This window comes from Streptomyces sp. NPDC051219 (assembly GCF_040682335.1).
GTDB lineage: Bacteria > Actinomycetota > Actinomycetes > Streptomycetales > Streptomycetaceae > Streptomyces.
Genome location: NZ_JBFBAS010000001.1, coordinates 377,817 through 404,329, shown reverse-complemented (window position 1 = coordinate 404,329; position 26,513 = coordinate 377,817). Strand labels below are relative to the sequence as shown.

Below are 26,513 nucleotides of genomic sequence, written 5' to 3'. Positions count from 1 at the left end.
GGGAACGGAACCGTACGGGTACGGCGCCCGGAATCGGTGAACCGCAGTCGCACGGCCGCCGCCGTACCTTCGACCGCCAGCTCACCCCGGGCGTCGTACCCGACTGTCGCTACCCCTGAATCAACACCGGCCCCCACCGGTGCTGTGCATCAGCGTACGGGCGGCGAGGGGGAGCGGAAGGTGATTTGCAGAACTGGTTGGCCTGGATGTTTGTGGTGTGCCGGAAGTTTCGCAAAGAGACAGAAGTCGACAAAGAACTTTTCAAACGAGCCTGCGTGCGCCCGCCGACGGCACCGCGGGGAAGATCCGCGGAGCCGCGTACCCCGCCGTCGCGAAGGCCTCGACGACCGATCTGGCCACCATGTCCGCGTCCGTGGCCTCGACCAGCACAATCGCCGAGCCGCCGAAGCCTCCGCCCGTCATCCGGGCGCCCAGAGCGCCCACCGTGTTCGCGGCGGACACCACCAGGTCCAACTCGGGGCAGGAGACGCGGAGGTCGTCCCGGAGAGAGGCGTGACCCTCGGTGAGGACCGGCCCCACGGCACGGACGTCTCCCGCGTCGAGGTGGGCGACGACGCGGCCGACGCGATGGTTGTCGGTGACGACGTGCCGCACATAACGTCGCACCGTCTCGTCGCTCAAACGGGAGAGTGCGGCCGGCAGTTGCACGTACGCGATGTCGCGCAGCGCGCGCACGCCGAGCGCCCGCGCACCCGACTCGCATCCGGCGCGCCGCTCCGCGTACGCGCCGTCGCCGAGCGCGTGCTGCACGCGGGTGTCCACGACCAGCAGCTTCAGACCGCTGCCGGCCAGGTCGAACGGGATCTGCCGGCGACTGATGTCGCGCGTGTCGAGGTGCAGGACGTGGCCGTCCGTGCAGCAGGCGGATGCGGTCTGGTCCATGATCCCGCACGGGACGCCGACGAAACCGTTCTCGGCGCGCTGTCCCGTGACCGCCAACCGATCGCGGCTCAGGCCCAGTTCGTACAGGTCGTTCAGGGCGAGGGCGATGACGGTCTCCAGCGCGGCGGACGAGGACAGGCCCGCACCCGTCGGCACGGTGGACGCCAGGTGGATGTCCGCGCCGGTCACGGCGTGGCCGGCCGTTCGCAGCGCCCAGACCACTCCCGCCGGGTACGCCTCCCAGCCCGCCCCTGCCCGGGGTGACAGTTCCTCGACACGCAGCTGGACCACGCCGCCGTCCATGTCTGCCGAGTGGAGGCGCAGGACACCGTCCGTACGGCGTGAGACGGCGGCCACCGCGGTCTGCGGGAGGGCCAGAGGCATCACGAACCCGTCGTTGAAATCGGTGTACTCACCGATGAGGTTCACCCGGCCCGGGGCCGCCCATATCCCCTCGGGGGCGGTCCCGTACAGCGCCTCGAAGTCCTCGGCCGGGCTCGCTCCCGGGCTCACTCCTCACTCTCCTCGTGCTCCGTGCGACGGGCGAAGGCCCAGGCGTCCTCGACGATCCCGGCCAGGTCGGCGCGCGAGGGCTGCCAGCCGAGCTTCTGCCGGGCCGTCTCGGCGGAGGCGACGAGCACGGCCGGGTCCCCGGCGCGGCGCGGGGCGGTCGTTTCCGGGACCGGGTGGCCGGTGACCTTGCGTACGGTCTCGACGACCTCACGGACCGAGAAACCGTTGCCGTTCCCGAGGTTGCAGATGAGGTGTTCGCCGGTGACCACGGCGTCCATGGCGAGGAGATGCGCCTCGGCGAGGTCGGCGACATGGATGTAGTCACGGACGCAGGTGCCGTCGGGGGTGGGGTAGTCGTCGCCGTAGACGGAGATGGCCTCGCGCCTGCCCCGGGCGACCTGGAGGACGAGCGGGATGAGGTGCGACTCGGGGGCGTGCCTCTCTCCGTACGTCCGCCAGGCACCCGCCACGTTGAAGTACCGCAGGGAGGCGGCGGCCAGTCCGTGCGCCACGCACTCGCCCGTGATCATGTGGTCGACGGCGAGCTTGGATGCGCCGTACGGGCTAGTCGGCGCCGTGGCGGCGGTCTCGGTGATCGGCGTGGTGACCGGTTCCCCGTAGGTGGCCGCGGTGGAGGAGAAGACGAGCCGGCGCACCTCGGCCGTGCGCATGGCGGCCAGCAGCGCCATGGTCCCGCCCACGTTGTTGGCCCAGTACTTCCCGGGATCGGCAACGGATTCGCCGACTTGTGAGAAGGCCGCGAAATGCAGCACGCCGTCGTACGAGGAGTCCAGCCATTCGGCCGCGTCCTGGATACGGCCCTCGATGAAGGCCGCATCGGCAGGGACCGCTTCCCGGAACCCGGTGGACAGATCGTCGAGCACGGTCACCTCGTGACCGGCCTCCAGCAGATGCGCCGCCACCACACTGCCGACATATCCCGCTCCGCCCGTGACCAGGTACTTCCGGGGTCCGGGGGTCGCCCCCGGGGTGGATACAGCGCTCACTCGCTCGCTACCTCTCGCAGTCGCTCGGCCGCGGCCTCGGGCGGCACATCGTTGATGAACACGTTCATGCCGGATTCGGAGCCCGCGAGGAACTTCAGCTTGCCGGAAGTGCGCCTGATGGTGAAAAGCTCGAGGTGAAGAGCGAAATCGTGTCGGTCGACACCAAATTCCTCCAGACCGCCGAACGGCGCCTGGTGCCAGGCCGCGATGTACGGCGTCGGCGGCTCTCCTGGCCCGAAGATCCGGTCGAACCTCCTCAACAGTTCCAGGTAGATCTGTGGAAACTCTGTGCGTGCCGCGTCGTCGAGCGCCCGCAGGTCCGGGACGCGTCGGCGGGGATAGAGGTGCACCTCGTACGGCCAGTGCGCGGCGTACGGGACGAAGGCCACCCAGTGCTCGCCTTCCAGCACCACCCGCCGCCCCTCCGCGCACTCGCGCGCGATGACGTCGTCGAAGAGGTTCCGGCCGCCGGTCGCCTCCGCGTGCGCGGCGAGCGAGCGCAGCATCAGCGTGGTGCGGGGGGTGGTGAACGGGTACGCGTAGATCTGGCCGTGCGGGTGGCCGAGCGTGACGCCGATCTCCGCACCGCGGTTCTCGAAACAGAACACCTGCTTGACCTGGGGAAGTCCGGCCAGTTCCGCGGTGCGGTCGGTCCAGGCCTCCAGGACCAGAGCCGTCCGCTCCGCGGTGAGGTCGGCGAACGAGGCGTCGTGGTCGGAGGTGAAGCAGACGACCTCGCAGCGCCCGGAGTCGCCGGCGAGGGAGGGGAAGCGGTTCTCGAAGACGGCGACGTCGTAGTCCGGCGCGGGGATTTCGCTGTGCCGCCCGTCGCGGGACGGGCAGAGTGGGCAGGCGTCGGCGGACGGGTGGTAGGTGCGGGTCTGCCGGTGCGAGGCGATGGCGACCGCGTCGCCGAGGAGCGCGTCCAGGCGGATCTCGGAGGTGGTCGAGACGGCTTCGAGCGGCCTCGGGTCCACGGCGTCGCGTACGGCGTCGTCGCGGGCGTCGAAGTAGAGCAGCTCACGGCCGTCAGCGAGCCGGACCGACGTCTTCTTCACCCGAGAGCTCCTCACACCAGTCGGCCGACGGAGACCGAACAGAACCACACGCAAAGAACCACAACTCAACAGCCCGCGTCAACGTCCATGACCTTCCGCCGGTTCCGGACAGGCCGCTGAGCGGTACGGGCAGTTATCCCGTACCGCTCAGGTCATGCGCTTGGGCCAGGTCAGTCCGGCTCCGGGCCCGCCGACGACTGCCCGGGCACGGACGCCCGGTCCAGCAGCCCGGTGCGCGCCGCCAGCGCTGCCGCCTCCAGCCGGGACCCCACGCCCAGCTTCATCAGCACCCGCTGGACATGCGTGCGGGCCGTACTCGGGGCGATCCCCATGCCCGCGGCGATGAGCCGGGTGTCCTCGCCGTCCGCGACCCGGACCAGCACCTCCACCTCGCGCGGCGTCAGGATCCGCAACAGCTGGGTGCCCTCGTCGTCCGGCTGGGCGACCGGGTTGAGCAGCTCGGCGAAGGCGCCCTGGAGCAATTGCGGCGCCACCGCCGCCTCGCCGGTCCGGGCCTTGACCATGGCGCGCTCGACTCCCTCGATGCGCTCGTCGTGGCGTACGTACCCGGAGGCGCCGGCGGCGAAGGCGGCGGCGATCCCGCGCGGGCTGGGCACCGGCCCGAGCACCACCACGGCCACCTGGGGCCGCTCGCGTTTGATCCGTACGATCGGCTCGAAGGCGCCCGGTTCGGCCGGGGTCGCCGTACCGAACAGGCACACTTCCGGCGCCCTGCTCACCACCAGCTCGGCGGCGCCCGATGTCGGCGCGGCCGCGGCGAGCACCCGGTGCCCGCGCAGTTTCAGTGCCGAGGCCAGCGCCTCGGCCAGCAAACGGTGGTCGTCGACCACCATGAGCCGCACTCCCATCGAACCCCCCATCCCCCAGGAGCGGGCCCCCCGGCCCTCCTGACCCGGCAAGCTACACGCTTGTTCGACTCTGCGCGCCCGTTACCGGGTTGAAGCCCCCAGAATGCGGAATTCTCCGTCATTTCCTGGCTGCGCTGCGTCTGCCGGGTCAGGGGCCGGCGGGTCAGCCGGTCCCGAAGGCGACCACCAGGTACTCCTTCTCCGAGTAGGCCGTCGGCTTGCTGATCATGACCTCGGAGGAGTACATGCGGCCGCTGGTGTAGCGGATCTCCGCGTAGTCCGACGAGAAGCTGGTCTCCGCCGACCGCACGGACTTGTCGCCCGGGTTCTGCAGCAGCACGGTCTGCTTGAGCGTGCGGCCGTCGATGCTGACGATCTGTCCGCCCTTGTCGTAGGGAGGCCACTTGTACGCGATGATGTCGCCGCCGTCCATACGCAGCGGGAACATCGTGTAGCGGTCGCCCGCGTCCGCCCGGTCGGTGGTCGCCTTGCCGGTGACCAGGTCGAAGGAGACGATCTCGTTCGTGTCGCCGTACTCGCCGCCGCCCTCGTGCTCCTCGGTCGGTACGTAGATCCGGCCGTTGCCGACCACGACCTTCTGGCAGGACTCGACCTCCGTGCTGGCGCACCGGGCCGCGTACCGGTCGGCGTCGACCGTGATCTTGCTACGCAGCTTTCCGGTCTTCTCGTCGATGGAGAAGAAGTCCGAGATGCCGCTGCCGTCACCGGCGCTGTCGCCGACGTCGGCGGCGACGACCAGCGGCTTGCTGGAGACGATGCTCGCCCACTCGATACCGGCCGACATCTTGTACGTCGAGAGCGGGGCGCCGTTGGCCGGGTTCAGGGCCTGGACGAGGAGGTACTGGTTGCCGTACGGCCCGCACTTGCGGATCGCGGCGAGCGCCTCGCCCCCCGCGTACCCCAAGTCGTAGCAGCCGTCGGGGTCGACCTTCGGCACCCAGCGGGGTGCGCCGTCCGCGAGGTTCCACGCGGCGCCGCCACGGATACCGCCGGCGGCTACGGTGGGACCGCCGATGGTGACCTCCTTGAAGTCCACCTTCTGGTCACCGCCGTTCGTCGCCTTGGCGGACTTGCTCCACAGCAGCTTGCCGACGTTGAGGTCGATGACGCCGACCTCGGTGCACGACTGGTACTTGGCGGCGGCGGTCCGCTTGGCGGGCTCGAACGCGATCGCCGTCCTGTTGTCCTGAGTGACGTGCTTCGTGGCGGCACACACCTGGCCCGGCAGCGGAATGACCCACTTCTGGGTTCCCTTGACCGGGTCGTAGCCGACGATCTGACTGACACCGCTCTTCGCGTACACCGTGTCGGTGGCCCAGGATCCTTCCACCGAGGTCACCTCGGTGACCTTGGGCTGAGGCACCTGGAAGGCGACCGTTGAGTTGGGGTCGGCCGGGGGCTTCTCTTTGCCCTCGCCCCCGAAGGCGGGATTGTCGGAGCCCTTGGCGTCCTTGCCGTCCTTGCCGCCCTCGGTCGAGCCCGAGGTGCCCTTGGACTCGTTCCGGCCGCCGCCGTCGCCGTCCTTGCCCGACGCGTACCAGACGCCACCGACGATGATCAGCGCCACCGCGACGACCGCCGCGATGATGATCATCATCTGGGCGTTGGGCTTCTTGCCGCCACCGCCGCCGCCCGAGTGCATCTGCTGGGTCGCCGGAGGGGCCGGGTAGCCATAGCCGGGCTGCTGCTGGGCGGGCTGCTGCGGATAGCCGTAGCCCGGCTGCTGCGGATAGCCGTAACCGGGCTGTCCCGGCGGCGGGGTCTGCGGATACCCGTACGCCGGCGGCTGCTGCGGTGCGCCGAACCCTCCGGGCGGGGGGTCCTGGGGAACTCCGAACCCTCCGGGCGGCGGGTCCTGCGGCGCACCGAATCCGTCCTGGGGCGGTTCGTTGGGAGGTGGGGGCGGCTGGGGCGGCTGCGTCATCGCGGTCGTACCTCTGGGGAAGGGAAGTGGGGGACGGAGTTCAGTGACGTACTCGAGGCGCTCACTTGCCGAAGGCCATCATGAGCTTCTCCTCGGTGTCGTCCTTGCCCGAGAGCCGGGTCGTCGAGATGAAGAACCGGCCGTCCACGTAGTCGACCTGCTTCGAGAAGAAGGAGTCCTCGATGTCCGAGGCCGCCTCGGGGTGCTGAAGCAGCACCTTCGGCTTGCCGCCGCCGGCGGCGATGCTCGCCACCGAGCCGCCCTTGTCGTACGTCGGCTCCAGGTACGCCACGAGGCTCCCGCCCTGCACCTTCAGCGGCATCATCGTGCGACCCTCGCCGGCCGCCGAACGCCACTTGGCCTTACCGGTATTGAGGTCGAAGGCGACGATCTCGTTGGAACGGCCGCCGCTGCCACCCGACTTCGGCTCGGTCGGCAGGTAGAGCGTGTTGGCGTCCACCGCCGCGCCGATGCAACCCTGCAAATCACGGTCGAGGATGGAGAATCCGCAGTCGGGCTGGAAGCTGTCCTTGGTGTCGAGCTGCGAGCGCACCGAGCCGTCGGACTTGAGCGTGGTGACGTTCCACTGCTTCTTGTCCTCGTTCGTCATGTAGATGACGACCGGGTTGACGGAGTAAACCTTGCGGACCGACCAGCCCTTGGGGACCTTGAACGTCCACTTGGCCTTGCCGGTCACCGGATCGAACTCCTCGACCTGCTCGGTCTCGGTTTTGGTGCATGATTCGACCGCGATCAACTTCGCGCCGCCGGCGAACGAGTCGGGGCTGCACGGACCGGATCTCTTGCCGAACAGCTTCGCGCCGTCACTGACCCGGAAGGCGCTGGACGGTCCCATTCTGCTGGCCGTGACGGTGTTCCCCGTGATCGCCAGGTCGAGCTGGGTCATGATGTCGAAGGCGCCCTCCTCGGGGACCTCCTTCGTCCAGCCCTCCTTGCCGGCCTTGAGGTCGATCATCTTGAGCTGGTTGCAGTCGGCGTCCTTGGAGGTGCCGTCCTTGAAGCCGACCACGATCTTGCCGTCCGCGGTGGTCTGCCGGGGCGCCCCGCAGATGTCGCCGGTGAACGGCACGGACCACTTCTTCTGGCCGTCGGTGACGCCGTATCCCGTGACCGACCTGTAGGAGGCCTTGGCGACCACATCGCCCGCGAACCACATGCCGAGCGTCTCGGCGCCGCTGCCGGGCACGTCGATGTCGTTCGTCTTGAACCAGAGGACCTTGTCCTCGCCGGGCTTGCGGCCCGCGTTGAGGTCCTCGTTCGTCTGCCCGCCGTCGCCGCTGCCGTCGCCCTGGTCGACACTGGGCGAGCTGCTGGGCGCCGGGTCCTTGCTCTTGCCGGCCTTCGGCTTGTCGTCGTCCTCGCCGCCGCCGACCAATGCGTAGGCACCGCCGCCTATCACCAGCAGGCCGGCCACGGCCGCCGCGACGACGAGGGCGGGCTTGCCCTTGAAGGGGTTCCGGCCGCCGCCGGCCGGCGCCGGGGCGCCCGGGAACTGCTGGGGCGGGTACCCGTACGGGACCTGCTGGCCGTAGGGACCGGGCTGCTGGGCGTACGGTCCGGGCTGCTGACCGTACGGGCCGGGCTGACCGTACGGGCCGGGCTGACCGGGCTGCTGCGCATAAGGATTGTCCCCGGCGGGCGGTGCGCCCTGCGGGTAGCCGTAACCGGGCTGCGGCGCCTGCGGATAGCCGTAGCCCGGCTGCCCGCCGGGCGGCGGAGTCTGCGGAGCGGCCGGAGGGACCGGCGGCATCTGCGGCGGCTGGGGCGTAGGAGGCCCCTGCTGGGGATCCTGGGGCGCGCCGAAGCCCCCCTGCGGTGGCTGGTTGGGCGGCTGAGTCATCAGCACTTACCTCTTCACGCGGAGTCCACCGCCCGACCGGCCTCCCCCGCAATTCCGACGTGAAACACCGCCGGAAAGGAGCGAATCGGGCATGGATCCCGCAGATCTGCGTCAGTCGAGCGGGAGTTCTTTCTATCACTCCGCCCACTTGTGCGAAGGGCCGGTCCAGCCCCTGTTCCCAAGGGAGGACCGGCCTGTGACGGCGTTGTTATGCGACGGGGAGTTCAGGGGCGGCGCCCCGGAAGGAGACGGTCACACGTCTTCCGCGAGTTCCAGCCAGCGCATCTCCAACGTGTCGCGTTCGGCGAGAAGTTCACGCAGTTCCGTGTCGAGTTTCGCCACCTTCTCGAAGTCGGTGGCGTTGTCGGCGATCTGGGCGTGCAAGCTTGTCTCCCGGTCGGAGAGCTTGTTCAGCTGCCGCTCGATCTTCTGCAGTTCCTTCTTCGCCGCGCGTGCGTCCCCGGACGGCTTCTCCTTCGCCGGAGCCGACGCCGCCGCCGGAGAGGGTGTCGCGGACTCGACGATCCGGCGACGGCGCTCCAGGTACTCGTCGAGACCGCGCGGCAGCATCCGCAGCGACGCGTCGCCGAGCAGGGCCATCACCTTGTCGGTGGTCCGCTCGATGAAGAACCGGTCGTGGCTGATGACGACCATCGAGCCCGGCCAGCCGTCGAGCAGGTCCTCCAGCTGGGTCAGCGTCTCGATGTCGAGGTCGTTCGTCGGCTCGTCGAGGAAGAGGACGTTCGGCTCGTCCATCAGCAGGCGCAGGATCTGCAGCCGGCGCCGCTCACCGCCGGAGAGGTCGCCGACGGGCGTCCACTGCTTCTCCTTGGAGAAGCCGAACTGCTCGCACAGCTGACCTGCCGTCATCTCCCGGCCCTTGCCCAGGTCCACCCGGTCGCGCACCCGCTGGACCGCCTCCAGCACCCGCAGGGACGGGTCGAGTTCGCCGACCTCCTGCGAGAGGTAGGCGAGCTTCACGGTCTTGCCGACGGTGATCTTCCCGCCCACGGGCTGTACGTCGCCCTGGGTGCGGGCCGCCTCGGCCAGCGCCCGCAGCAGCGAGGTCTTGCCCGAGCCGTTCACGCCGACGAGGCCGACCCGGTCGCCGGGGCCCAGCTGCCATGTGAGGTGCTTGAGCAGCACCTTCTGCCCGGCCTGGACCGTCACGTCCTCCACCTCGAACACCGTCTTGCCGAGGCGCGAGTTCGCGAACTTCATCAGCTCGGCGGTGTCCCGGGGCGGCGGCACATCCGCGATCAGCTCATTGGCCGCCTCCACGCGGAAGCGCGGCTTGCTGGTCCGGGCCGGAGCGCCGCGCCGCAGCCAGGCCAGCTCCTTGCGGACCAGGTTCTTGCGCTTGACCTCCTCGGTGGCGGCGATGCGCTCACGCTCGGCCCGCGCGAAGACGTAGTCGCTGTAGCCGCCCTCGTACTCGTGCACATCACCCCGCTGGACGTCCCACATCCGGGTGCACACCTGGTCCAGGAACCAGCGGTCGTGGGTGACGCAGACCAGTGCGGAGCGGCGCGCCTGGAGGTGCTGGGCCAGCCAGGCGATGCCCTCGACGTCGAGGTGGTTCGTCGGCTCGTCGAGGACGAGCAGGTCTGGCTCGGCGATCAGCAGCTTGGCCAGTGCGATACGGCGGCGCTCACCGCCGGAGAGCGGGCCGATCACGGTGTCCAGCCCCTGCGCGAAGCCGGGGAGGTCCAGCCCGCCGAACAGCCCGGTCAGCACGTCGCGGATCTTGGCGTCGCCGGCCCACTCGTGGTCGGCGAGGTCTCCGATGATCTCGTGCCGGATGGTCGCGGCGGGGTCGAGCGAATCGTGCTGGGTGAGCACCCCGAGGCGGAGCCCGCCACTGTGTGTGACCCGGCCGCTGTCGGCCTCCTCCAGCTTCGCGAGCATCCGGATGAGGGTCGTCTTGCCGTCGCCGTTGCGGCCCACGACACCGATCCTGTCCCCCTCGGACACGCCGAGGGAGATGCCGTCGAGCAGGGTACGGGTGCCGTACACCTTGCTGACTGCCTCGACACTGACCAGATTGACGGCCATCAACGCTCCTGGGACGGGTGTGGATCGACTCCCCAGCCTAGTCGCCACCCCGCGGCCCGCCCGCCCGGTGCCGGTCAGCGCTGCCGGACGCGACCGGCCCGCTCGACCAGCAGCCAGCCCGCCAGCGCCATCGCGACAGCCACGGGCGCGCTGATCCGTACCGCGACGAGCGTCGCCGTACGCCCTTGGAGCAGACCGCCGAAGCCGACCATCGACAGCCCGAGGACGCCGAGCAGGCAGAGGGTGATGCCCAGAGCGGCCGCCGGGCCGGACGCCCGGCCGGGCGCCGGCGGCCGGACCGTGGGCGGCCGGACCGTGGGCGGCCGGACGGTGGGCGGCCGCTCGAAGCCTCGGAAGGCGGCGACGAGTACGGCGGTCAGGGCGGCGGCGACGAGGATGCGCACCGGCGCCTGCGCCCACCACACGGCGCTCGCGGGGACGGGCATCGGCAGGCCGAGGGCGAACATCAGCGCGTACACCCCGAGCATCGCGGTCAGGTGCCAGAGGAAGGCGGTCATGGAAACCCCGTTGGCGGCGACGACGCCCCGCCACACCCGGGGCCGGGCCAGCAGTCGCGCGCCGGGGCCGCGCAGCAGTTCCACCGCCCCCACCAGCCACAGGCCGTGGCAGAGCAGGGCCAGCGTGGGCGGTGCCATGTTGCTGACCCTCTCGCCCGGCATGCCGACCATCGAGAGCGGATACGGGCCGAGGGCCACCAGTGCGGTGGCACCGGCCAGACCGGCCGCCGCGAGGGCCGAAGGAATGCGGATACGTCCGTCGGCGCGCAGGAAGCCGAGCTGGTGCACGGCGAGCCAGACGAAGGCGAAGTTCAGGAACTCGACGAAGGGCACCCCAGCCGCGAACCGCAGCACGTCCACGGTGGCCGCGGCCGCGGCCAGCACCCCGAAGGCCCCCCAGCCGTACCGTTCGTGCAGCTTCAGAAGCGGCGGGGTGAACGCCACCATCGCCAGATAGATCCCGATGAACCACAGCGGCTGAGCCACGAGCCGCAGGGCCACTCCGGTCAGCCCGCCGTCCCCGCGGAGCAGTTGTACGAGGAGCGCCATCGAACCCCACACCAGGATGAACACCATGGTGGGGCGCAGCAGACGCTGCAGGCGGGTCCGGAGGAACGCCGGGTACACGCCGGCGTCGGGCTGCTTGCGGCGCAGCGAACGGTAGGACAGCGCGTGCGAGAAGCCGCCGACGAAGAAGAACACCGGCATGATCTGCAGTACCCAGGTGAGCAGCTGCACTTCCGGCACTACGGCCAGCAGGTTCCCGACCCCGTCGGAAGTGACGACGGCCATCAGCCAGTGCCCGAGGACGACCGTCCCGAGCGAGGCGACGCGCAGCAGATCGATGTACCGGTCGCGCCCGGAGGGCGTGGAGTCGGCGAGTTCACGAACGCTTGATCCCATGCGAGTACGGTCGCGCCGGCGCCCCGGCAGGCGTCAGCGCTCGCGTACTCAACTTCAGCCTGAGTACCGGCTCCGGGCCGCCCCTGCAGGACCGGCTACAGGACCATCGCGCCCTCGGCCGGGGACGAGGCCACCCGGGCCGTGCGGCACGTTCCCGAGGACAGCAGGGCCTTCGCGACCGATTCGGCCGTGTCCACGTCCTTCGCCAGGAACGCCGTCGTCGGGCCGGAGCCGGAGACCAGGGCCGCCAGGGCGCCCGCCGCGGTGCCCGCCGCCAGCGTGTCCGCGAGGGAAGGGCGCAGCGACAGAGCCGCCGGCTGCAGGTCGTTGGCCAAGGCGTTCGCCAGCGCGGTGGGGTCGCCGGAGCGCAGGGCGGTCAGCAGTGCCGGTGACGCCTCGGGCGCCGGGACGTCGGTGCCCTGGTTCAGACGGTCGAACTCCCGGTACACCGCGGGTGTGGACAGCCCCCCTTCGGCCACCGCGAAGACCCAGTGGAAGGAGCCGCCGACCTCGAGCGGGGTCAGCCGCTCGCCGCGGCCGGTGCCGAGCGCCGCTCCCCCGACCAGGCTGAACGGCACGTCACTGCCCAGTTCGGCGCAGATGTCGAGGAGTTCGGCCCGCGAGGCACCCGTGCCCCACAGCGCGTCGCACGCGAGCAGCGCCCCCGCGCCGTCCGCGCTGCCGCCTGCCATGCCGCCGGCGACGGGGATGTCCTTGGCGATGTGGATGTGCACGTCGGGGCTGAGCCCGTGGCGCGCGGCCAGCAGCTCCGCCGCCCGCGCGGCCAGGTTCGTACGGTCCAGGGGGACCTGGCCGGCGTCGGGGCCGGAGCAGGTGATCCGCAGCGAGTCGGCGGGCGCGACCGTGACCTCGTCGTAGAGGCTCACCGCGAGGAAGACGTTGGCCAGGTCGTGGAAGCCGTCGGGGCGGGCCCCGCCCACCGCGAGCTGCACATTGACCTTTGCGGGCACTCGGACCGTGACGCTCACGCGGACGTCTCCTTCGCGGCCTTCGCGGCCTCCGCGATACGGGCGAACTCCTCGACCGTCAGCGCCTCGCCGCGCGCCTGCGGCGAGACTCCCGCCGCCACCAGCGCCGCTTCGGCGGCAGGGGCCGATCCGGCCCATCCCGCGAGCGCGGCCCGCAGCGTCTTGCGGCGCTGCGCGAAGGCCGCGTCCACGACCGCGAAGACCTCCGCCTTGCTTGCGGTGGTCTTCAGCGGTTCCGTCCGGCGGACGAGTGCGACGAGGCCCGAGTCGACATTCGGGGCCGGCCAGAAGACGTTGCGGCCGATGGCACCGGCCCGCTTGACCTCCGCGTACCAGTTGGCCTTCACCGACGGCACTCCGTACACCTTGTTGCCCGGCTTGGCAGCCAGCCGGTCGGCCACCTCGGCCTGGACCATGACGAGGGTCCGGTCGATGGTCGGGAAGCGGTCGAGCATGTGCAGCAGGACCGGTACGGCCACGTTGTACGGGAGGTTGGCGACCAGCGCGGTGGGCGGCGGGCCGGGCAGTTCCTGGACGTGCATCGCGTCGGCGTGCACCAGTGAGAAGCGGTCCGCGCGGGCGGGCATCCGGGCGGCGATGGTCGCGGGCAGCGCACCGGCCAGCACGTCGTCGATCTCGACCGCCACGAGCCGGTCCGCCGCCTCGAGCAGCGCCAGGGTCAGCGAACCGAGCCCCGGCCCGACCTCGACGACGACGTCCTCGGGCCGCACACCCGCCGTCCGAACGATCCGCCGGACCGTGTTGGCGTCGATGACGAAGTTCTGGCCGCGCTGCTTGGTGGGGCGTACGCCGAGCGCGGCGGCCAGTTCGCGGATGTCGGCGGGGCCCAGGAGGGCGTCGGATGCGTCGGGCTCAGTGGTGCTCACCGGTCAAGCCTAGGCCACCTCGGCGCACCGCCCGGCTCACCCTCGGAGCAGCCGGCCGCAGTGCGGCCAGGCGCTCGCCCCCCGCTGTACGTACAGCTTCTTCGCCCGGTGCGTCTGCTCTCCCGCGCTCGCGTCCTGTGGCCGGCCGCTGCCGCCCAGGGCCTGCCAGGTGCGGGTGTCGAACTGGTACAGCCCGCCGTACGTCCCCGAGGGGTCGACCGCGCCGGGCCGTCCGCCCGACTCGCAACGGGCGAGCCCGTCCCAGTCCAGCCCGTCGGCGCCCTGGACGGACGACGGTCGCGGCCTGGTGCCGACCCGGACGATCTGGGTGACCGGTTTCCGCACCACCTCGTCGGCGATCTTCCGTGGCTTCTGCCTGACGCCGTTGACTGTGCGCAGGGCGTGGGTGACCCGCCGTGCGCCGTGTTGGCCCGCGCGGACGACCATCTCCGTACCGGCGAAGAGTGAGGGGTCCTCGGTCCGGCGGGTTTCGTATCCGATCGGCTCCTCGCGGACCTCCTGCCTCCTGGTGATCCGCATGACGGTGACGGTCTGGCCGTCGCGCGGGAACGAGCCCGGCGGCACGGACGTGGTGTCCTGGCCGTGCAGGGTGATGCCGGCCTGACCGAGGGCTTCCGCCACGGTGGCCGCGTTGGTACGGATGGTGTGCTCGCGGCCGTCGGCCATGAAGGTCACCGTGCGCTCGGTCCGGACGTCCAGCGCGAGGCCGTGGCGGGAGATGGCGGAGGAGCGGGAGGCGGAGAGGTACGCGCCCTCCGCGCGCACCCCGAGCTGGCGCAGCGCGCCGGCGACCGTGCGGGCGGTGGTCCACACCTGGCGGCGCCGCCCGTCGAGGGTGAGGGTGACGGGACGGCCGTAGCGGACGACGACTTCGTCCCCGTTGGCGAGCTCGGTGTCCGGGGCGGGGGCGACGATGTCGTGCCGTCCGACCTCGAGACCCTGGTCCTCCAGCAGTTCGTCCACGTCGTCGGCGAAGGTGTGCATGGTGCGCGGAACGCCGTCGACGGTGAGCCGGACCGCCTTGTCGTCCACGACGAACGCCGAGGTGCCACCGGCCAGGAACGCCATGACCAGAGCCTTGGGGACGAGGCGGCGCAGTCCCTCGGGCCCCTGGACGGCCTTGCGGCGGCGGGCGGCCCGCCGGGCCTCGGCACGGCCGCCCGCGCCCGGCGGGCTCTGGTGCGGGACCAGGAACTCACCGAGGTCCGGGAGGGTGGCAGGGATCTTGACCGGAAGAGTCGCCTGCTCGGGGAAGGGCACGTACGTCTCGGGCCGCTGGAGCGCCTCGGGCGCCTCGTAGGGCGTGCCGGGCGGACGGGGCGTGTACGTCTCGTCGGGCTCACGGGGCTCACGCGGCTCGTACGGCTCGTACGGCGCCACGGTTCCGGCCCGGCGGCCGCCGCCCCCGCGCGCGGCACGGTGACTGCCCTGCGACTTGCTCACGACGCTCGCTCCAGTGGTCCGGTCCGCCTGGCTGACGCTGCGGGCCGGGACACTAGCGGAGTGGCCGTCACTCTCCAAAGCGACGCGACTTCACTCAGTAATCGAACGCCCGAGCCGTGTTCACGGAGATCGCTTCCGCCATGGTGTCCTCGTCGACGCCCCTCACCGCGGCCATGGCACGGACGGTGACCGGAATGAGATAGGGGGCGTTGGGCCGTCCGCGGTAGGGCGCAGGAGTCAGGAACGGCGCATCGGTCTCGACGAGCACGAGGTCGAGCGGTGCGACGGCGAGGGCGTCGCGCAGCGGCTGGGCGTTCTTGAAGGTCATGTTGCCGGCGAAGGACATGAAGTAGCCGGCGGCGGCGCAGACCTCGGCCATCTCGGCATCGCCCGAGAAGCAGTGGAAGACGGTGCGCTCGGGAGCGCCCTCCTCGCGCAGCACGCGCAGCACATCGGCGTGCGTTTCGCGGTCGTGGATGACGAGCGCCTTGCCGTGCCGCTTGGCGATCTCGATGTGGGCCCGGAAAGAGCGTTCCTGAGCTGCCATCCCGTCGGGTCCGGTGCGGAAGTGGTCCAGGCCCGTCTCCCCGACGCCCCGCACCTGCGGCAGCGACGCCAGCCGGTCGATCTCGGCGAGCGCGTCGTCGAGGGCCGCGTCCCCGCCCGCCTCGCGAGCACCCTGCCTGGACCACCCGTCGGGGTCGCCGAGGACGATGCGCGGGGCTTCGTTCGGATGCAGGGCTACGGTCGCGTGCACGCTGTCGTACGCGGCAGCGGTTTCGGCGGCCCACTGCGAGCCCTTCACGTCGCAGCCGACCTGGACCACGGTGGTGACGCCGACCGAGACCGCCTTCTCCAGGGCGCCTTCGACGGTGCCCTCCTGCATGTCCAGATGGGTGTGCGAGTCGGCGACCGGCACCCCGAGCGGTTCGGGCAGCGGCGGCGGAGCGTCCTTGCCTCCGCGAGTTTTCGGCATGGGGCGATCCTACGAGGCGCCCCGGAGGCGCATCACCGGCGCATCACCGCCGCGTCCCGGCGTCACTTGCGGTGGAAGGCGTGGAACAGGTGGGAGAGCTGCCAGTGGTGCCCGACCTCGGCCTCGTCCGTGCCCGGAGTGGCGCGCTCGGCGGCAACAGGCTCCGCGGCGGCCGGCTTCGGCGGGCGCTTCACCGGTGCGCCGGCCGGTACCGGACCGGCGATCCCGGGCGCGACGGGGTGGTGGTACAGCTGGTCCAGCGTGCCCAGAACCGAGGAGACCTGGCCGGCCCGCATGATGCGCACGACATGCCCACCGCAGTTCAGACAGGTGGGCTTGGAGAGCGGTGAGGGAACCCGTTCCCCGTTGGCCTTGTAGGTGACGAACGGCTGGCCCCTGCCGTCGACGTGGTGCTCTATCTCGTACGACTGCTCCCAGCCGTACCCGCACCTCATACAGGCGAACGCATAGGACTCGTGCGCGGTGCTCACAGCGCTGCCCACGGTGGGGGCGACGGCGCCGGGGGTCGGTGTATCTGCGATCTCACTCATGCCAGCTCCTCTGGTCCACTGGTGGCACTAGCCAGTGGACGCCTGTTCCGGCGGGAGCGCATCAGGTCTGTCGTCCGTTGGAGCGGTTTTGGGTATCTGCCGACGAAAGACCCCGATGCGCGGCCTAAGCTTTGCTTTTCAGATTAGTCCTTTACCGACTCCTGGCACCTGCCGAGACGCGTTCTTTGCCGCGACCACGGCATCGAACACCTCGCGCTTGGGCAGCCCCGCCTCCGCCGCCACCGCCGCGATGGCCTCCTTGCGCCGCTCCCCCGCCTCTTCGCGAACCTGCACCCGGCGCACGAGCTCGGCGGGGTCGAACTCCTGCCCCCGGGTGTCCGCCGCGCCCTCGACGACGACGGTGATCTCACCGCGCACGCCCTCGGCGGCCCATTCGGCGAGCGCCCCCAGCGGGCCGCGCTTCACTTCCTCGTACGTCTTGGTCAGCTCACGGCAGACGGCGGCCCGCCGCTGCTCGCCGAACACCTCGGCCATGGCGGCGAGCGTGTCGTCCAGCCGGTGCGGGGCCTCGAAGTAGACGAGGGTGCGGCGCTCGTCGGCGACCTCGCGGAGCCGGCCGAGGCGCTCGCCCGCCTTGCGGGGCAGGAAGCCCTCGAAGCAGAAGCGGTCCACCGGGAGGCCCGACAGCGCCAGGGCGGTCAGCACGGCCGACGGCCCGGGAACGGCGGTGACCTTGATGTCCTTCTCGACGGCCGCGGCGACGAGCCGGTAGCCGGGATCGGATACGGACGGCATACCGGCGTCGGTGACCAGCAGCACCCGGGCGCCGCCCTCCAGTGCCTCGACCAGTTCCGGCGTACGGGCGGACTCGTTCCCCTCGAAGTACGACACGACCCGCCCCGAGGTCTGCACGCCCAGAGCCTGGGTGAGCCGGCGCAGCCGCCGGGTGTCCTCGGCGGCGACGACGTCGGCCGTCTCCAGCTCGGCGGCGAGCCGGGGCGGCGCGTCCGCGACATCACCGATGGGGGTCCCTGCGAGTACCAGCGTTCCAGTCACCCGACCATCCTCGCAGGGCCCGGGCCCACCACTTGCCCAGATCCGTTCCCTACGATGACCCGGTGACTAGCACTGCGACCCATCCTGGCCGGGCCGCCGACGAACAGCCGCCCTCCTGGCAGCGGCGGCTGCGCCGGTTCGGCTACGCCGCCCCGGCGAGCACGGACGTCCGTGAGCGGCTGGTGCCTGCGTACAACAGGCCGTCCGGCCGCCTGTGGACGGTGCTCGGGCTCCCGCCCACCGTCGCGCAGCGGCTGCTGCGCTGGTCGGCGTGGGGCGGGCCGCTGCTGGTGGCCCTGGTGGCCGGGGTGCTGCGGTTCGTGAACCTGGGCAGCCCCAAGGCGGTGATATTCGACGAGACGTACTACGCCAAGGACGCCTGGGCACTGATCCACCGCGGGGTCGAGTCGAGCTGGGCCAAGGACATCGACAAGTCGGTCATCGCCGACCCCTCCCGGGTCGCGGTCCCCACGGATCCCGGCTATGTGGTGCATCCGCCGGTGGGCAAGTGGGTCATCGGCGCGGGCGAGTGGATCTTCGGCTTCGACCCGTTCGGCTGGCGTTTCATGACCGCCGTACTCGGCACGCTCTCGGTGCTGATGCTGTGCCGGATCGGCCGCCGGCTCTTCCGCTCCACGTTCCTGGGCTGCCTCGCGGGCGCACTGCTGGCCGTCGACGGACTGCACTTCGTGATGAGCCGTACCGCGCTGCTCGACCAGGTGCTGATGTTCTTCGTACTGGCCGCCTTCGGCTGTCTGCTGGTCGACCGCGACTGGGCCCGAGCCCGGCTCGCGGCGGCCCTGCCGGTCGACGCGGACGGGGTGACACGCCCGGACGTCACCGTCGCCGAGCAGCTGCGGCTGGGCCTGCGGCCCTGGCGGATCGCGGCGGGAATCTGCCTGGGCCTGGCGTTCGGCACGAAGTGGAACGGCGCGATCGCCATCGTCTTCTTCGGCATCCTGACGGTTCTGTGGGACGTGGGCGCCCGGCGGGTGGCGGGCGCGGCGAACCCGTACGCGGCGATGCTCGGGCGGGACGCGCTGCCCGCGTTCGTCTCGACGGTGCCGGTCGCCCTGGTCACGTACACCGCGTCGTGGACGGGCTGGATCCTCAGCCCCGACAACGGGAAGGGCGGCTACTTCCGGGACTGGGCCAAGGGCGACGGCGCGGGCGGGAACTTCACCTGGCTGCCGGACTGGGTGCGCAGCCTGTGGCACTACGAGACCGAGGTCTACAAGTTCCATGTGGACCTGACCTCGGCCCACACCTACGAGTCGAACCCGTGGAGCTGGCTGGTGCAGGGCCGGCCCGTCTCGTACTTCTACGAGTCGCCGCTCCCCGGGAACGACGGCTGCCCGGCGACCGAGGCGGGCAAGTGCGCCCGCGAGGTCCTGGCGCTCGGCACCCCGCTGCTGTGGTGGGCGGGCTGCTTCGCGCTGCTGTACGTGCTGTGGCGGTGGGCGTTCCGCCGCGACTGGCGGGCGGGCGCGATCGCGTGCGCGATCGCGGCCGGCTATCTGCCCTGGTTCAACTACCAGGAGCGCACGATCTTCCTCTTCTACGCGGTCGTGTTCGTGCCGTACCTGTGCCTGGCGCTGGCGATGATGATCGGCGCGTTCCTGGGACCGCCGGGGGCGAGCGAACGGCGGCGGACGATCGGGGCGGTCGGATCGGGCGTGCTGGTGCTGCTGATCGTCTGGAACTTCATCTACTTCTATCCGGTCTACACCGGGCAGACGATCCCTATGGACGAGTGGCGCAACCGGATGTGGTTCGACACCTGGGTCTAGCAGGAACGGTGGCGGGGCCGGCACCTGTGGGTGCCGGCCCCGCCACCGTGGTTGGTGGTCGTCATCGGTCGTCCAGAGTGGCCGTTGGACAGCCCACGGACGGCCCAGGGTCTGCCGTCGCCAGGTCCTAGCGGCCCCCCGCTTCCTCCAGTCCCCCGAGCGCCCCGGGCAGATCGCCGGTGTGCAGCACCCCGAGGCGCTGGGTGGCGCGGGTCAGCGCGACGTACAGATCACTCACCCCGTACTCGGCCGGTTCCACGACCAGCACCGTGTCGAACTCCAGCCCCTTCGCCTGCCGTGCGTCCAGCAGCACCACGTCCCGGGTGAGGTCGGGCGCGGGCCCGTGGCCCGCGTCCGGCAGCTCCGCGAGGAGCGACGCGTGCAGCGCCGCAGGGGCGACGACCGCGACCCGTCCCCCGCCCCGGGCCGCCGCGGCCTCCCGCGCCACGGCAGCGGCGAGGCCGCCCGCGGCGACTCGCAGCGCCCAGGGCCGCACCCCGGTTGACCGCACCGAGCCGGGCGGCACGAACGACGGGTCGTGCGCCCGCAGGAACCCGGCCGCCACCTCCATGATCTCGGCGGGCGTACGGTAGTTGACCCCCAGCCGTACGTGCTCCCATCGGTCGCCCACGTACGGCTCCAAGATGCGTTCCCAGGAGCCGAGCCCGGCCGTTTCCGCGGTCTGCGCCGGGTCCCCGACGAGCGTCATGGAGCGCGTCGGAATGCGCCGCATCAGCAGCCGCCAGGCCATCGCCGAGAGCTCCTGCGCCTCGTCGACGACGATGTGGCCGAACGCCCAGGTCCGGTCGGCCGCCGCCCGCTCGGCCGCGCTGCGGCGGTCGGCCTCCTCGTGCCGTTCGGCCATCCGCTCGGCGTCGACGATGTTGTGCGCCGCGAGGACCTCGGACTCCTCGTCCTCGAACTCGTACGTCTCCGAACCGGCGGACAGCTCCAGCACGCCCTGTGCGTAGGCGATCCGCTCCTGGCGCTCGGCCTCGGCCGCGGCGCGGGCCGCACTGTCGTCCTCGCCCAGCAGTTCGGCGGCCTCGTCGAGGAGCGGTACGTCGGCCTGGGTCCACGCCCCGCCCTGCCGCTGGATCAGCTCGGCCGACTCGTCGTCGAGGTGGACCGGCTCCGCCAGGAAGTCCGCGACGAACTCCTGCGGGGTGAGCTGCGGCCACAGCTCGTCGACGGCCGCGTGGACCTCCCGGCTCGTCGCGATCTCCTTGCCCATCTGGGCGACGTCGTCGGGCCCCAGCAGATTGGGCCCGCCGAACGGGTCGGCGCCGATCCGCTCGGCCAGTTGCGCGGTGAGCGCGTCAATGACGTGGAACGCGAAGACGGGCCTGGCCAGGTTGTGGGGCAGCCCGCTCTCGCGCGCCCGCCAGCGCGCGTCCTCGGCCATGGCCCGGTCCAGGTGGAGCGTCCCGTATCCGTCGTGGTCGATCTCCGTCGCCCGCTCGGGCACGGTCTGCCGGTCCCGCAGCGCCTTCGCCAGCACGCCGGCCATCGCGGCGCGCCCCTTGACCTCGGCGGCGGCCGGACTGTCGGTGCCGGTGGCGCGCACACCGGGGAAGAGTTCGCCGATGGTGGCCAGCAGCACCCCGGTCTCGCCCAGGGACGGCAGCACGTCGCCGATGTAACTCAGGAAGGCCGGATTCGGGCCGACGATCAGAACTGCGCGACGGGCCAGCAGCTCCCGGTGCTCGTACAGCAGATACGCCGCCCGGTGCAGCGCGACGACGGTCTTCCCGGTGCCGGGGCCGCCCTCGACGACCATGACGCCCCGGTGGGGCGCCCGGATGATGCGGTCCTGCTCGGCCTGGATGGTCCGGACGATGTCGTGCATCCGCCCCGTGCGGGCGGCGTCCAGCGCGGCCAGCAGGACCTCGTCGGCGTCCGCGCCCTCATGGCCGGTGCGGGTCGGGTCCCTGAGGTCCATCAGCTCGTCGTGGAGCGCGGTGACGGTGCGCCCCTCGGTGGTGATGTGCCGCCTGCGCCGCAGGCCCATCGGGGAATGACCGGTGGCCAGATAGAAGGGACGCGCCACGTCCGCCCGCCAGTCGATCACCAGGGGCGTACGGGACGGGTCGTCCTGCCGAATTCCGATGCGTCCGATGTGGTGGGTCCGGCCGTCCCGGAAGTCGAGGCGTCCAAAACAGAGCCCGTTCTCCCCCGCGTGGATCGCACTGAGCAGCCCGGACTGCTCTGCCACCAGCACATCCCGCTCAAGCTTGGCCTGAAAACCGCTCCCGACCTGCACGAGCGCGCCGCGCACCGACTCCTCGGCCTGCTCCCTGAGCTGATCGAGCCGGGTGTAGAGCCCGGTGATGAATTGCTGTTCCTGCCGCATTTCCTCGGTTGACAATTCCACTCCTGACGCGATATGCTTCTCGCAGAAGACTTCTCCTAATGCCTTTTTTCGCGAAGGCATGAAGGATTAAATATACGCAGGATCAAGTCCCGGATGCCAATTTCATCCGGGGCTTGTCTTTTTTTTGAGCAATCACTGCTCCCGAGCGGGGTGCAGCGCGGCAATGTGCGACGAGTCCGGTTGTGCACGCTCGTGATGTGGTTCGACCCCTGGGTCCCGGGTCCTGCCGGACGGCCGCGGCGGCGCTCGTCAGCGTGATCGCGATCGTTCCGTTCCGATAACAGACGCCCCTTCACTCACTCACGCGCCGTATGGTGTGGACCAGTACCCCTTTTTGAACGTGTTCAGTGCGCGGCTCCTGGGGAGGGACTACGGGGATGCGGAGCGGAACGAAGGTCGCCGTCGTGGGCGGCGTGTTCGTGGTGTTGGCCAGTGGCGCCGGTTACGGCGCCTACAACGTGCTGGGCGGGACGAGCGGTGTGGGCGGCGCGGTCCCCGTCCGAACGGGCCCGCCCAGTGCCGAGGAGATCGACCGGACGGCGAAGGACTTCCTCGCCGCCTGGGCGGAGGGGGACGTGAACACCGCGTCCGGGCTCACGAACAATGCCGCCGAGGCGCAGCCCGCGCTGGCCACCTACCGCACCGATGCCCATGTCTCCCAGGTCGCGCTCACGCCCGGCACGCCGGTCGGGGCCACGGTCCCGTTCACCGTCAAGGCCGTGGTCTCGTACGAGGGCAGGACCAAGCCCTGGACGTACGAGTCGGCGCTGACGGTCGTCCGCGGGGTGAAGACCGGCAAGCCGCTGGTCGACTGGGTGCCGACCGTGGTGCACCCGAAGCTGACCACCGGCCTCCAGATGAAGACCGGCACCGCCTCGGCGCCGTCCCTGGAGGCGGTGGACCGCGACGGAAAGCCGCTCACCAGGGAGAAGTACCCCTCTCTGGGGCCGGTCCTGGACCAGCTCAGGACCCGGTACGGCGAGCTGGCCGGGGGCGGCGAGCCAGGTGTCGAGCTGTGGATCGACAGCGTGGGTGAGGGAAGCCCCGACCAGACGCTGCTGACGCTTTCCGAGGGCAAGCCGGCGAAGCTGGAGACGACCCTTGACGCCGGCGTGCAGGAGGCGGCGGAACGGGCGGTCAAGAAGTACGGCGAGTCGTCGGTGGTGGCGATCGAGCCGAGCACCGGCCATGTACTGGGGTTCGCCAACCACCGCGCCGACGGGTACAACGCGGCGTTTCAGGGGCAGTTGGCGCCCGGCTCCACAATGAAGATCGTCACCGCCGCGCTCTATCTCGACAAGGGCCTGATGTCGTACGGCGGCAGCGCGCCCTGCCCCAAGTCGGCCGTGTGGTACGGCCAGACCTTCCGCAACCTCAAGGGCTTCGAGATCCCGGACGCCACCTTCGAGCAGAGCTTCGCCCGGTCGTGCAACACCGCTTTCATCAAGCCGATCGCCGACGACGCCATTGACGACGCGTCCCTCACCGACGCGGCCGACCGGTTCTTCGGCCTCGGTCACGAGTGGAGCGTCGGGATCCCGTCGTTCGACGGCAGCGTGCCGGTGACCGGCAAGCAGGACAGCGCTGCCGCGATGATCGGCCAGGGCAAGGTACTCATGAGCCCGCTGAACATGGCCTCGGTGACCGCCACCGTGAAGACGGGCCGGTTCGACCAGCCGGTGATCGTCGCGCAGTCCTTGGACAACCGTCAACTGGCGACCGCCGACGGCCTCAAGGGGTCCGTCGCACGGGCCCTGCGCCGCGCAATGCAGCTCACGGCGGCATCCGGCACGGGTGCGGGCCCCATGGCCGGCGTCCCGTCTCCCAAGGGGGCGAAGACCGGCTCGGCCGAGATCGACGGCAACGCCCAGCCCAACAGCTGGTTCACCGGCTACTCCGGTGACCTCGCCGCCGCCGCCGTCGTCGAGAAGGGCGGGCACGGCGGCGATGCGGCCGGGCCGATCGTGGCGGCGGTTCTGCGCGCGGGCAACTGAGGACGCGGCCGCCTGTCGGAACCCGGTCGCGTGGCCCTACACCGAGCGCTAGCGTGCCCGTCATGAGCACCTCCGAAAGCCCCGCTGCCCGACCGCCTGCCGCAGGATCCGTCGCCGACCCGCGGTTCGCCGAGGCGCTGAGGCAGCTGGACCTCGATGTGGAGGTCCGCCGCTTCCCCGACGCCACACGTACGGCCGCGGAAGCCGCCGCCGCGATCGGCTGTGCGCTCAGCCAGATCGTGAAGTCACTGATCTTCGCGGCGGACGGCGTCCCCGTACTTGTCCTGATGGACGGCTCCTCACGGGTGGATGTGGAAGCCGTACGCAGGGAGTTGGGCGCCGGCAAGGTCGGGCGCGCCGACGCCGAACTCGTCCGGGAGACCACCGGATACGCGATCGGCGGCGTACCGCCCTTCGGCCACCGCACCCGGACGCGGGTGCTCGCCGACCGGGGGCTGCTGGACCACGAGGTGGTGTGGGCGGCGGCCGGCACGCCGCACACGGTGTTCCCTCTGGAGCCCAGCACACTGATCGCGCACGCCGGCGGCACGCTGGTGGACGTGCGTGAGCAGAGCGCGTGAGCGTATTCGTCGCGGCGGCTGTTCTCATCGCCGCTGTCACACACGCCAGTTGGAACGCCATCGCACACGGCATCAAGGACCAGCTGGTCGCCTTCACGCTGATGGCGGGCGGCGGGGCGGTGATCGGTCTTGTGCTGGCCTGTTTCGCGCCGCTGCCGGCCTCCGGGGCCTGGCCGTATCGCGGTCACTCCCCGCGCAACGCCCGCCGCAGGCCCGTCCGGCCGGTCAGAATGCCGCCGTCCACGGGGAGCGTCACGCCGGTGATCCAGGACGCGTCGCGGGAGGCGAGAAACGCCACCGCAGCAGCGATGTCGTCCGGGTGGCCGACTCGGCCGAGGGGGTAATACTCGGCCGCCCGCGCCAGAGCATCGTCCCGGCCCGCCCAGGCGTCCGTGCGGACCGTGCCGGGGGCGACCAGGTTCACGCGTACGCCCCTGGGGGCGGCGTGGCCCGCGAGGGTACGGGTCAGCCCGGCGAGGCCCGCCTTGGCCGCGCTGTAGGCGTGGTTGCCGAAGTCCTGCTCGCCGTTGACCGAGCCGATGCTGACAATCGCGCCCCGGCCGTCCGGGGCGGCGGCGAGGTGGGGGAGCGCGGCACGGGCACAGCGGTAGGCGCCGGTGAGGGTGATGTCGAGGTCCCGCTGCCAGATCTCGTCCGACTCGTCCTCGAAGAGCGGGGCGTCGGGGTGGCAGGAGTAGGCGTTGTTGACGAGGGTGTCGAGGGAGCCGAACCGCTGGACGGCGTACGCGACGGCCGCGTCGACCGAGGTACTGTCCGCGACGTCGCAGGCCAGCGCCTCCGCGACGCCGCCGGACTCCCGGATGCCCGCCGCCGCCTTCTCGGCGCGGTCCTCGTCCAGGTCCGTGACGAGGACGTGGGCGCCTTCGGCGGCCAGCCGGCGGGCGGTGGCCTCGCCGATACCGCGCCCCGCGCCGGTGATCAGTACTCCATACGACTCGAAACGCCTCATGGGGGCGCCCTACCCGGCGCCCTACCCGGCTGAACCAGCGTTCGGCGCCCGCACGGTACGAGCCGGCGGGCGGCGCCGCGTGCACGGGCCGAGCCGGGACCGGCTACCGGCCCACCACCTCTCGCACCGCCCTCACCAGCGCCTGGGCGCGCGGATCCGCCGTAACCCCCTTGCGCATGCCGTTGGTGACATAGCCGAGCGCGATGCCCGACTCGGGGTCCGCGAAGCCCAGCGAGCCACCTCGCCCGGGATGGCCGAACGAGCCGGGCCCCAGCAGCGGGGAGGCCGGGCCGTGCAGCATGAAGCCGAGGCCGAAGCGGGTGTTCACGACCAGCACCCGGTCGGGGCCCGCCGATTCCTCCGAGCGGGCCAGGGTCAGCGTCGCCGGGGCGAAGAGCCGGTGGCCGTCGACCTCACCTATTGTCGCGGCGTAGAAGCGGGCGAGCGCGCGGGCTGTAGAAACGCCCGCGGACGCCGGCAGTTCGGCCGCCCGGTACGCCGGGTCGTTCTCGTCCGGGAGCGGGTCGATGGCCCCGAACGCTCGGCGGGTGAGTGAGTCCGGGTCCTTGTACGCCTCCGAGACGCTCCGCTTGGGACGCAGCCGCAGCTGCCCCGCACTGTCCGCCGGCTCCTCGACCGGACCGACACGGCCCACCCGGTGAGCCTCCTCCCGCGGCAGCCCTATCCAGAAGTCCAGGCCCAGCGGACGCGCGACCTCGTCCGCGACCAGCCGTCCGATGGTCCGGCCGGTGACCCGGTGGACCAGCTCGGAGAGCAGCCAGCTGTACGTCTGCGCGTGATATCCGTGGTCGGTGCCCGGTTGCCAGACCGCCTGCTGCGCCGCGACGGCGAGCGGCCCGCTCTTCCCGTCCGCCGCCTCCCGTACGGTCAGCGGCCGGTCGAGCACGGGCACGCCCGCACGGTGCGCCAGCAGGTGCCGTACGAGCGCCCGCTCCTTTCCGCCCGCCTTGAACTCCGGCCAGTACGTGCCCACCGGCGCGTCCAGGTCCAGCTGCCCTCGCTGATGCAGCAGCAGGAGCACCGCGGCGGCCACCCCCTTGGTCGCGGACCGCACGATCTGCGCGGTGTCGACGGCCCAGGGTTCGGAGCCGTCCACATCACGCGTCCCGGCCCACAGGTCGACGACCTTGTGCCCGTCCCGGTAGACGGCGACTGCGGCCCCGCGTTCGCCGCGCTGCTCGAAGTTGCGCACGAACGCGTCCCTGACCGGCTCAAAGCCTGCCGCCACCGTGCCCTGGACGTCCACGCGTGCTCTCCCACCTCAGAT

The 26,513-nt window shown here is 71.2% G+C and carries 20 protein-coding genes and 1 pseudogene; 4 read left to right on the top strand and 17 right to left on the bottom strand.

The window, feature by feature from the left end:
- Positions 1-261: 261 nt before the first annotated feature.
- From galK to rsmI, 14 genes are all read right to left on the bottom strand, one after another.
- Complete coding sequence (galK, locus tag AB0M62_RS01945; RefSeq protein ID WP_366072094.1) at positions 262-1,416, bottom strand: galactokinase; 1,155 nt, start codon at positions 1,414-1,416, stop codon at positions 262-264.
- On the bottom strand, positions 1,413-2,423 hold the full coding sequence (galE, locus tag AB0M62_RS01940) for a UDP-glucose 4-epimerase GalE (protein WP_366072093.1): 1,011 nt from the start codon (positions 2,421-2,423) through the stop codon (positions 1,413-1,415). Before galE ends, galK begins: the two co-directional genes overlap by 4 nt.
- Positions 2,420-3,481 carry a galactose-1-phosphate uridylyltransferase gene (galT, locus tag AB0M62_RS01935; protein WP_366072092.1) on the bottom strand — a complete coding sequence of 354 codons (1,062 nt, stop codon included), beginning with the start codon at positions 3,479-3,481 and terminating at the stop codon, positions 2,420-2,422. Before galT ends, galE begins: the two co-directional genes overlap by 4 nt.
- 170 nt (positions 3,482-3,651) lie before the next feature.
- The gene (locus AB0M62_RS01930) at positions 3,652-4,350 is read right to left on the bottom strand and encodes a LuxR C-terminal-related transcriptional regulator (protein ID WP_366072091.1); all 699 of its coding nucleotides are present in this window, start codon (positions 4,348-4,350) and stop codon (positions 3,652-3,654) included.
- Between the two features lie 163 nt (positions 4,351-4,513).
- Positions 4,514-6,295 carry a PQQ-binding-like beta-propeller repeat protein gene (locus tag AB0M62_RS01925; RefSeq protein ID WP_366072090.1) on the bottom strand — a complete coding sequence of 594 codons (1,782 nt, stop codon included), beginning with the start codon at positions 6,293-6,295 and terminating at the stop codon, positions 4,514-4,516.
- Positions 6,296-6,356: 61 nt separating this feature from the next.
- Complete coding sequence (locus tag AB0M62_RS01920) at positions 6,357-8,156, bottom strand: PQQ-binding-like beta-propeller repeat protein (RefSeq protein WP_366072089.1); 1,800 nt, start codon at positions 8,154-8,156, stop codon at positions 6,357-6,359.
- A 252-nt stretch (positions 8,157-8,408) separates the two neighbouring features.
- Positions 8,409-10,211: an ABC-F family ATP-binding cassette domain-containing protein gene (locus AB0M62_RS01915; RefSeq protein ID WP_366072088.1), complete on the bottom strand. Its 1,803-nt coding sequence runs from the start codon at positions 10,209-10,211 to the stop codon at positions 8,409-8,411.
- A gap of 74 nt (positions 10,212-10,285) precedes the next feature.
- Positions 10,286-11,632, bottom strand: coding sequence for an acyltransferase (locus AB0M62_RS01910; RefSeq protein ID WP_366072087.1), 1,347 nt, complete (start codon positions 11,630-11,632; stop codon positions 10,286-10,288).
- Between the two features lie 95 nt (positions 11,633-11,727).
- Positions 11,728-12,621: a 4-(cytidine 5'-diphospho)-2-C-methyl-D-erythritol kinase gene (locus AB0M62_RS01905; RefSeq protein WP_366072086.1), complete on the bottom strand. Its 894-nt coding sequence runs from the start codon at positions 12,619-12,621 to the stop codon at positions 11,728-11,730.
- Complete coding sequence (gene rsmA, locus AB0M62_RS01900) at positions 12,618-13,508, bottom strand: 16S rRNA (adenine(1518)-N(6)/adenine(1519)-N(6))-dimethyltransferase RsmA (protein ID WP_366072085.1); 891 nt, start codon at positions 13,506-13,508, stop codon at positions 12,618-12,620. The genes AB0M62_RS01905 and rsmA overlap by 4 nt, the downstream gene beginning before the upstream one ends.
- A gap of 36 nt (positions 13,509-13,544) precedes the next feature.
- Positions 13,545-14,753 carry a ubiquitin-like domain-containing protein gene (locus tag AB0M62_RS01895; protein WP_366072244.1) on the bottom strand — a complete coding sequence of 403 codons (1,209 nt, stop codon included), beginning with the start codon at positions 14,751-14,753 and terminating at the stop codon, positions 13,545-13,547.
- 313 nt (positions 14,754-15,066) lie between these two features.
- Positions 15,067-15,948 carry a TatD family hydrolase gene (locus tag AB0M62_RS01890; protein ID WP_366072084.1) on the bottom strand — a complete coding sequence of 294 codons (882 nt, stop codon included), beginning with the start codon at positions 15,946-15,948 and terminating at the stop codon, positions 15,067-15,069.
- A 62-nt stretch (positions 15,949-16,010) separates the two neighbouring features.
- The gene (locus AB0M62_RS01885) at positions 16,011-16,499 is read right to left on the bottom strand and encodes a hypothetical protein (RefSeq protein ID WP_366072083.1); all 489 of its coding nucleotides are present in this window, start codon (positions 16,497-16,499) and stop codon (positions 16,011-16,013) included.
- A 138-nt stretch (positions 16,500-16,637) separates the two neighbouring features.
- Entirely contained in the window at positions 16,638-17,516 is an 879-nt protein-coding gene (rsmI, locus tag AB0M62_RS01880; protein WP_366072082.1) for a 16S rRNA (cytidine(1402)-2'-O)-methyltransferase, read from the bottom strand.
- Between the two features lie 62 nt (positions 17,517-17,578).
- On the opposite strand from rsmI, the gene AB0M62_RS01875 reads away from it, so the two are divergent.
- Positions 17,579-19,306: a phospholipid carrier-dependent glycosyltransferase gene (locus AB0M62_RS01875; protein WP_366072081.1), complete on the top strand. Its 1,728-nt coding sequence runs from the start codon at positions 17,579-17,581 to the stop codon at positions 19,304-19,306.
- Positions 19,307-19,433: 127 nt separating this feature from the next.
- Here AB0M62_RS01875 and AB0M62_RS01870 read toward each other — a convergent pair whose 3' ends face one another.
- Complete coding sequence (locus tag AB0M62_RS01870; protein WP_366072243.1) at positions 19,434-21,659, bottom strand: helicase; 2,226 nt, start codon at positions 21,657-21,659, stop codon at positions 19,434-19,436.
- Positions 21,660-22,057: 398 nt separating this feature from the next.
- Between AB0M62_RS01870 and AB0M62_RS01865 the strand changes: the two genes are divergently transcribed.
- The 3 genes and pseudogenes from AB0M62_RS01865 to AB0M62_RS01855 all read left to right on the top strand — a co-directional run.
- Entirely contained in the window at positions 22,058-23,674 is a 1,617-nt protein-coding gene (locus AB0M62_RS01865; protein ID WP_366072080.1) for a penicillin-binding transpeptidase domain-containing protein, read from the top strand.
- Positions 23,675-23,736: 62 nt separating this feature from the next.
- Complete coding sequence (locus AB0M62_RS01860) at positions 23,737-24,255, top strand: YbaK/EbsC family protein (protein ID WP_366072079.1); 519 nt, start codon at positions 23,737-23,739, stop codon at positions 24,253-24,255.
- A pseudogene (locus AB0M62_RS01855) lies at positions 24,252-24,434 on the top strand (hypothetical protein); the annotation flags it as partial. The gene AB0M62_RS01860 and the pseudogene AB0M62_RS01855, both read left to right, overlap by 4 nt.
- A 5-nt stretch (positions 24,435-24,439) precedes the next feature.
- Here the strand turns inward: AB0M62_RS01855 and AB0M62_RS01850 are convergent.
- Both AB0M62_RS01850 and AB0M62_RS01845 read right to left on the bottom strand, forming a co-directional pair.
- The gene (locus tag AB0M62_RS01850) at positions 24,440-25,225 is read right to left on the bottom strand and encodes an SDR family NAD(P)-dependent oxidoreductase (RefSeq protein ID WP_366072078.1); all 786 of its coding nucleotides are present in this window, start codon (positions 25,223-25,225) and stop codon (positions 24,440-24,442) included.
- A gap of 103 nt (positions 25,226-25,328) precedes the next feature.
- The gene (locus AB0M62_RS01845) at positions 25,329-26,492 is read right to left on the bottom strand and encodes a serine hydrolase domain-containing protein (protein ID WP_366072077.1); all 1,164 of its coding nucleotides are present in this window, start codon (positions 26,490-26,492) and stop codon (positions 25,329-25,331) included.
- Between the last annotated feature and the right edge of the window lie 21 nt (positions 26,493-26,513).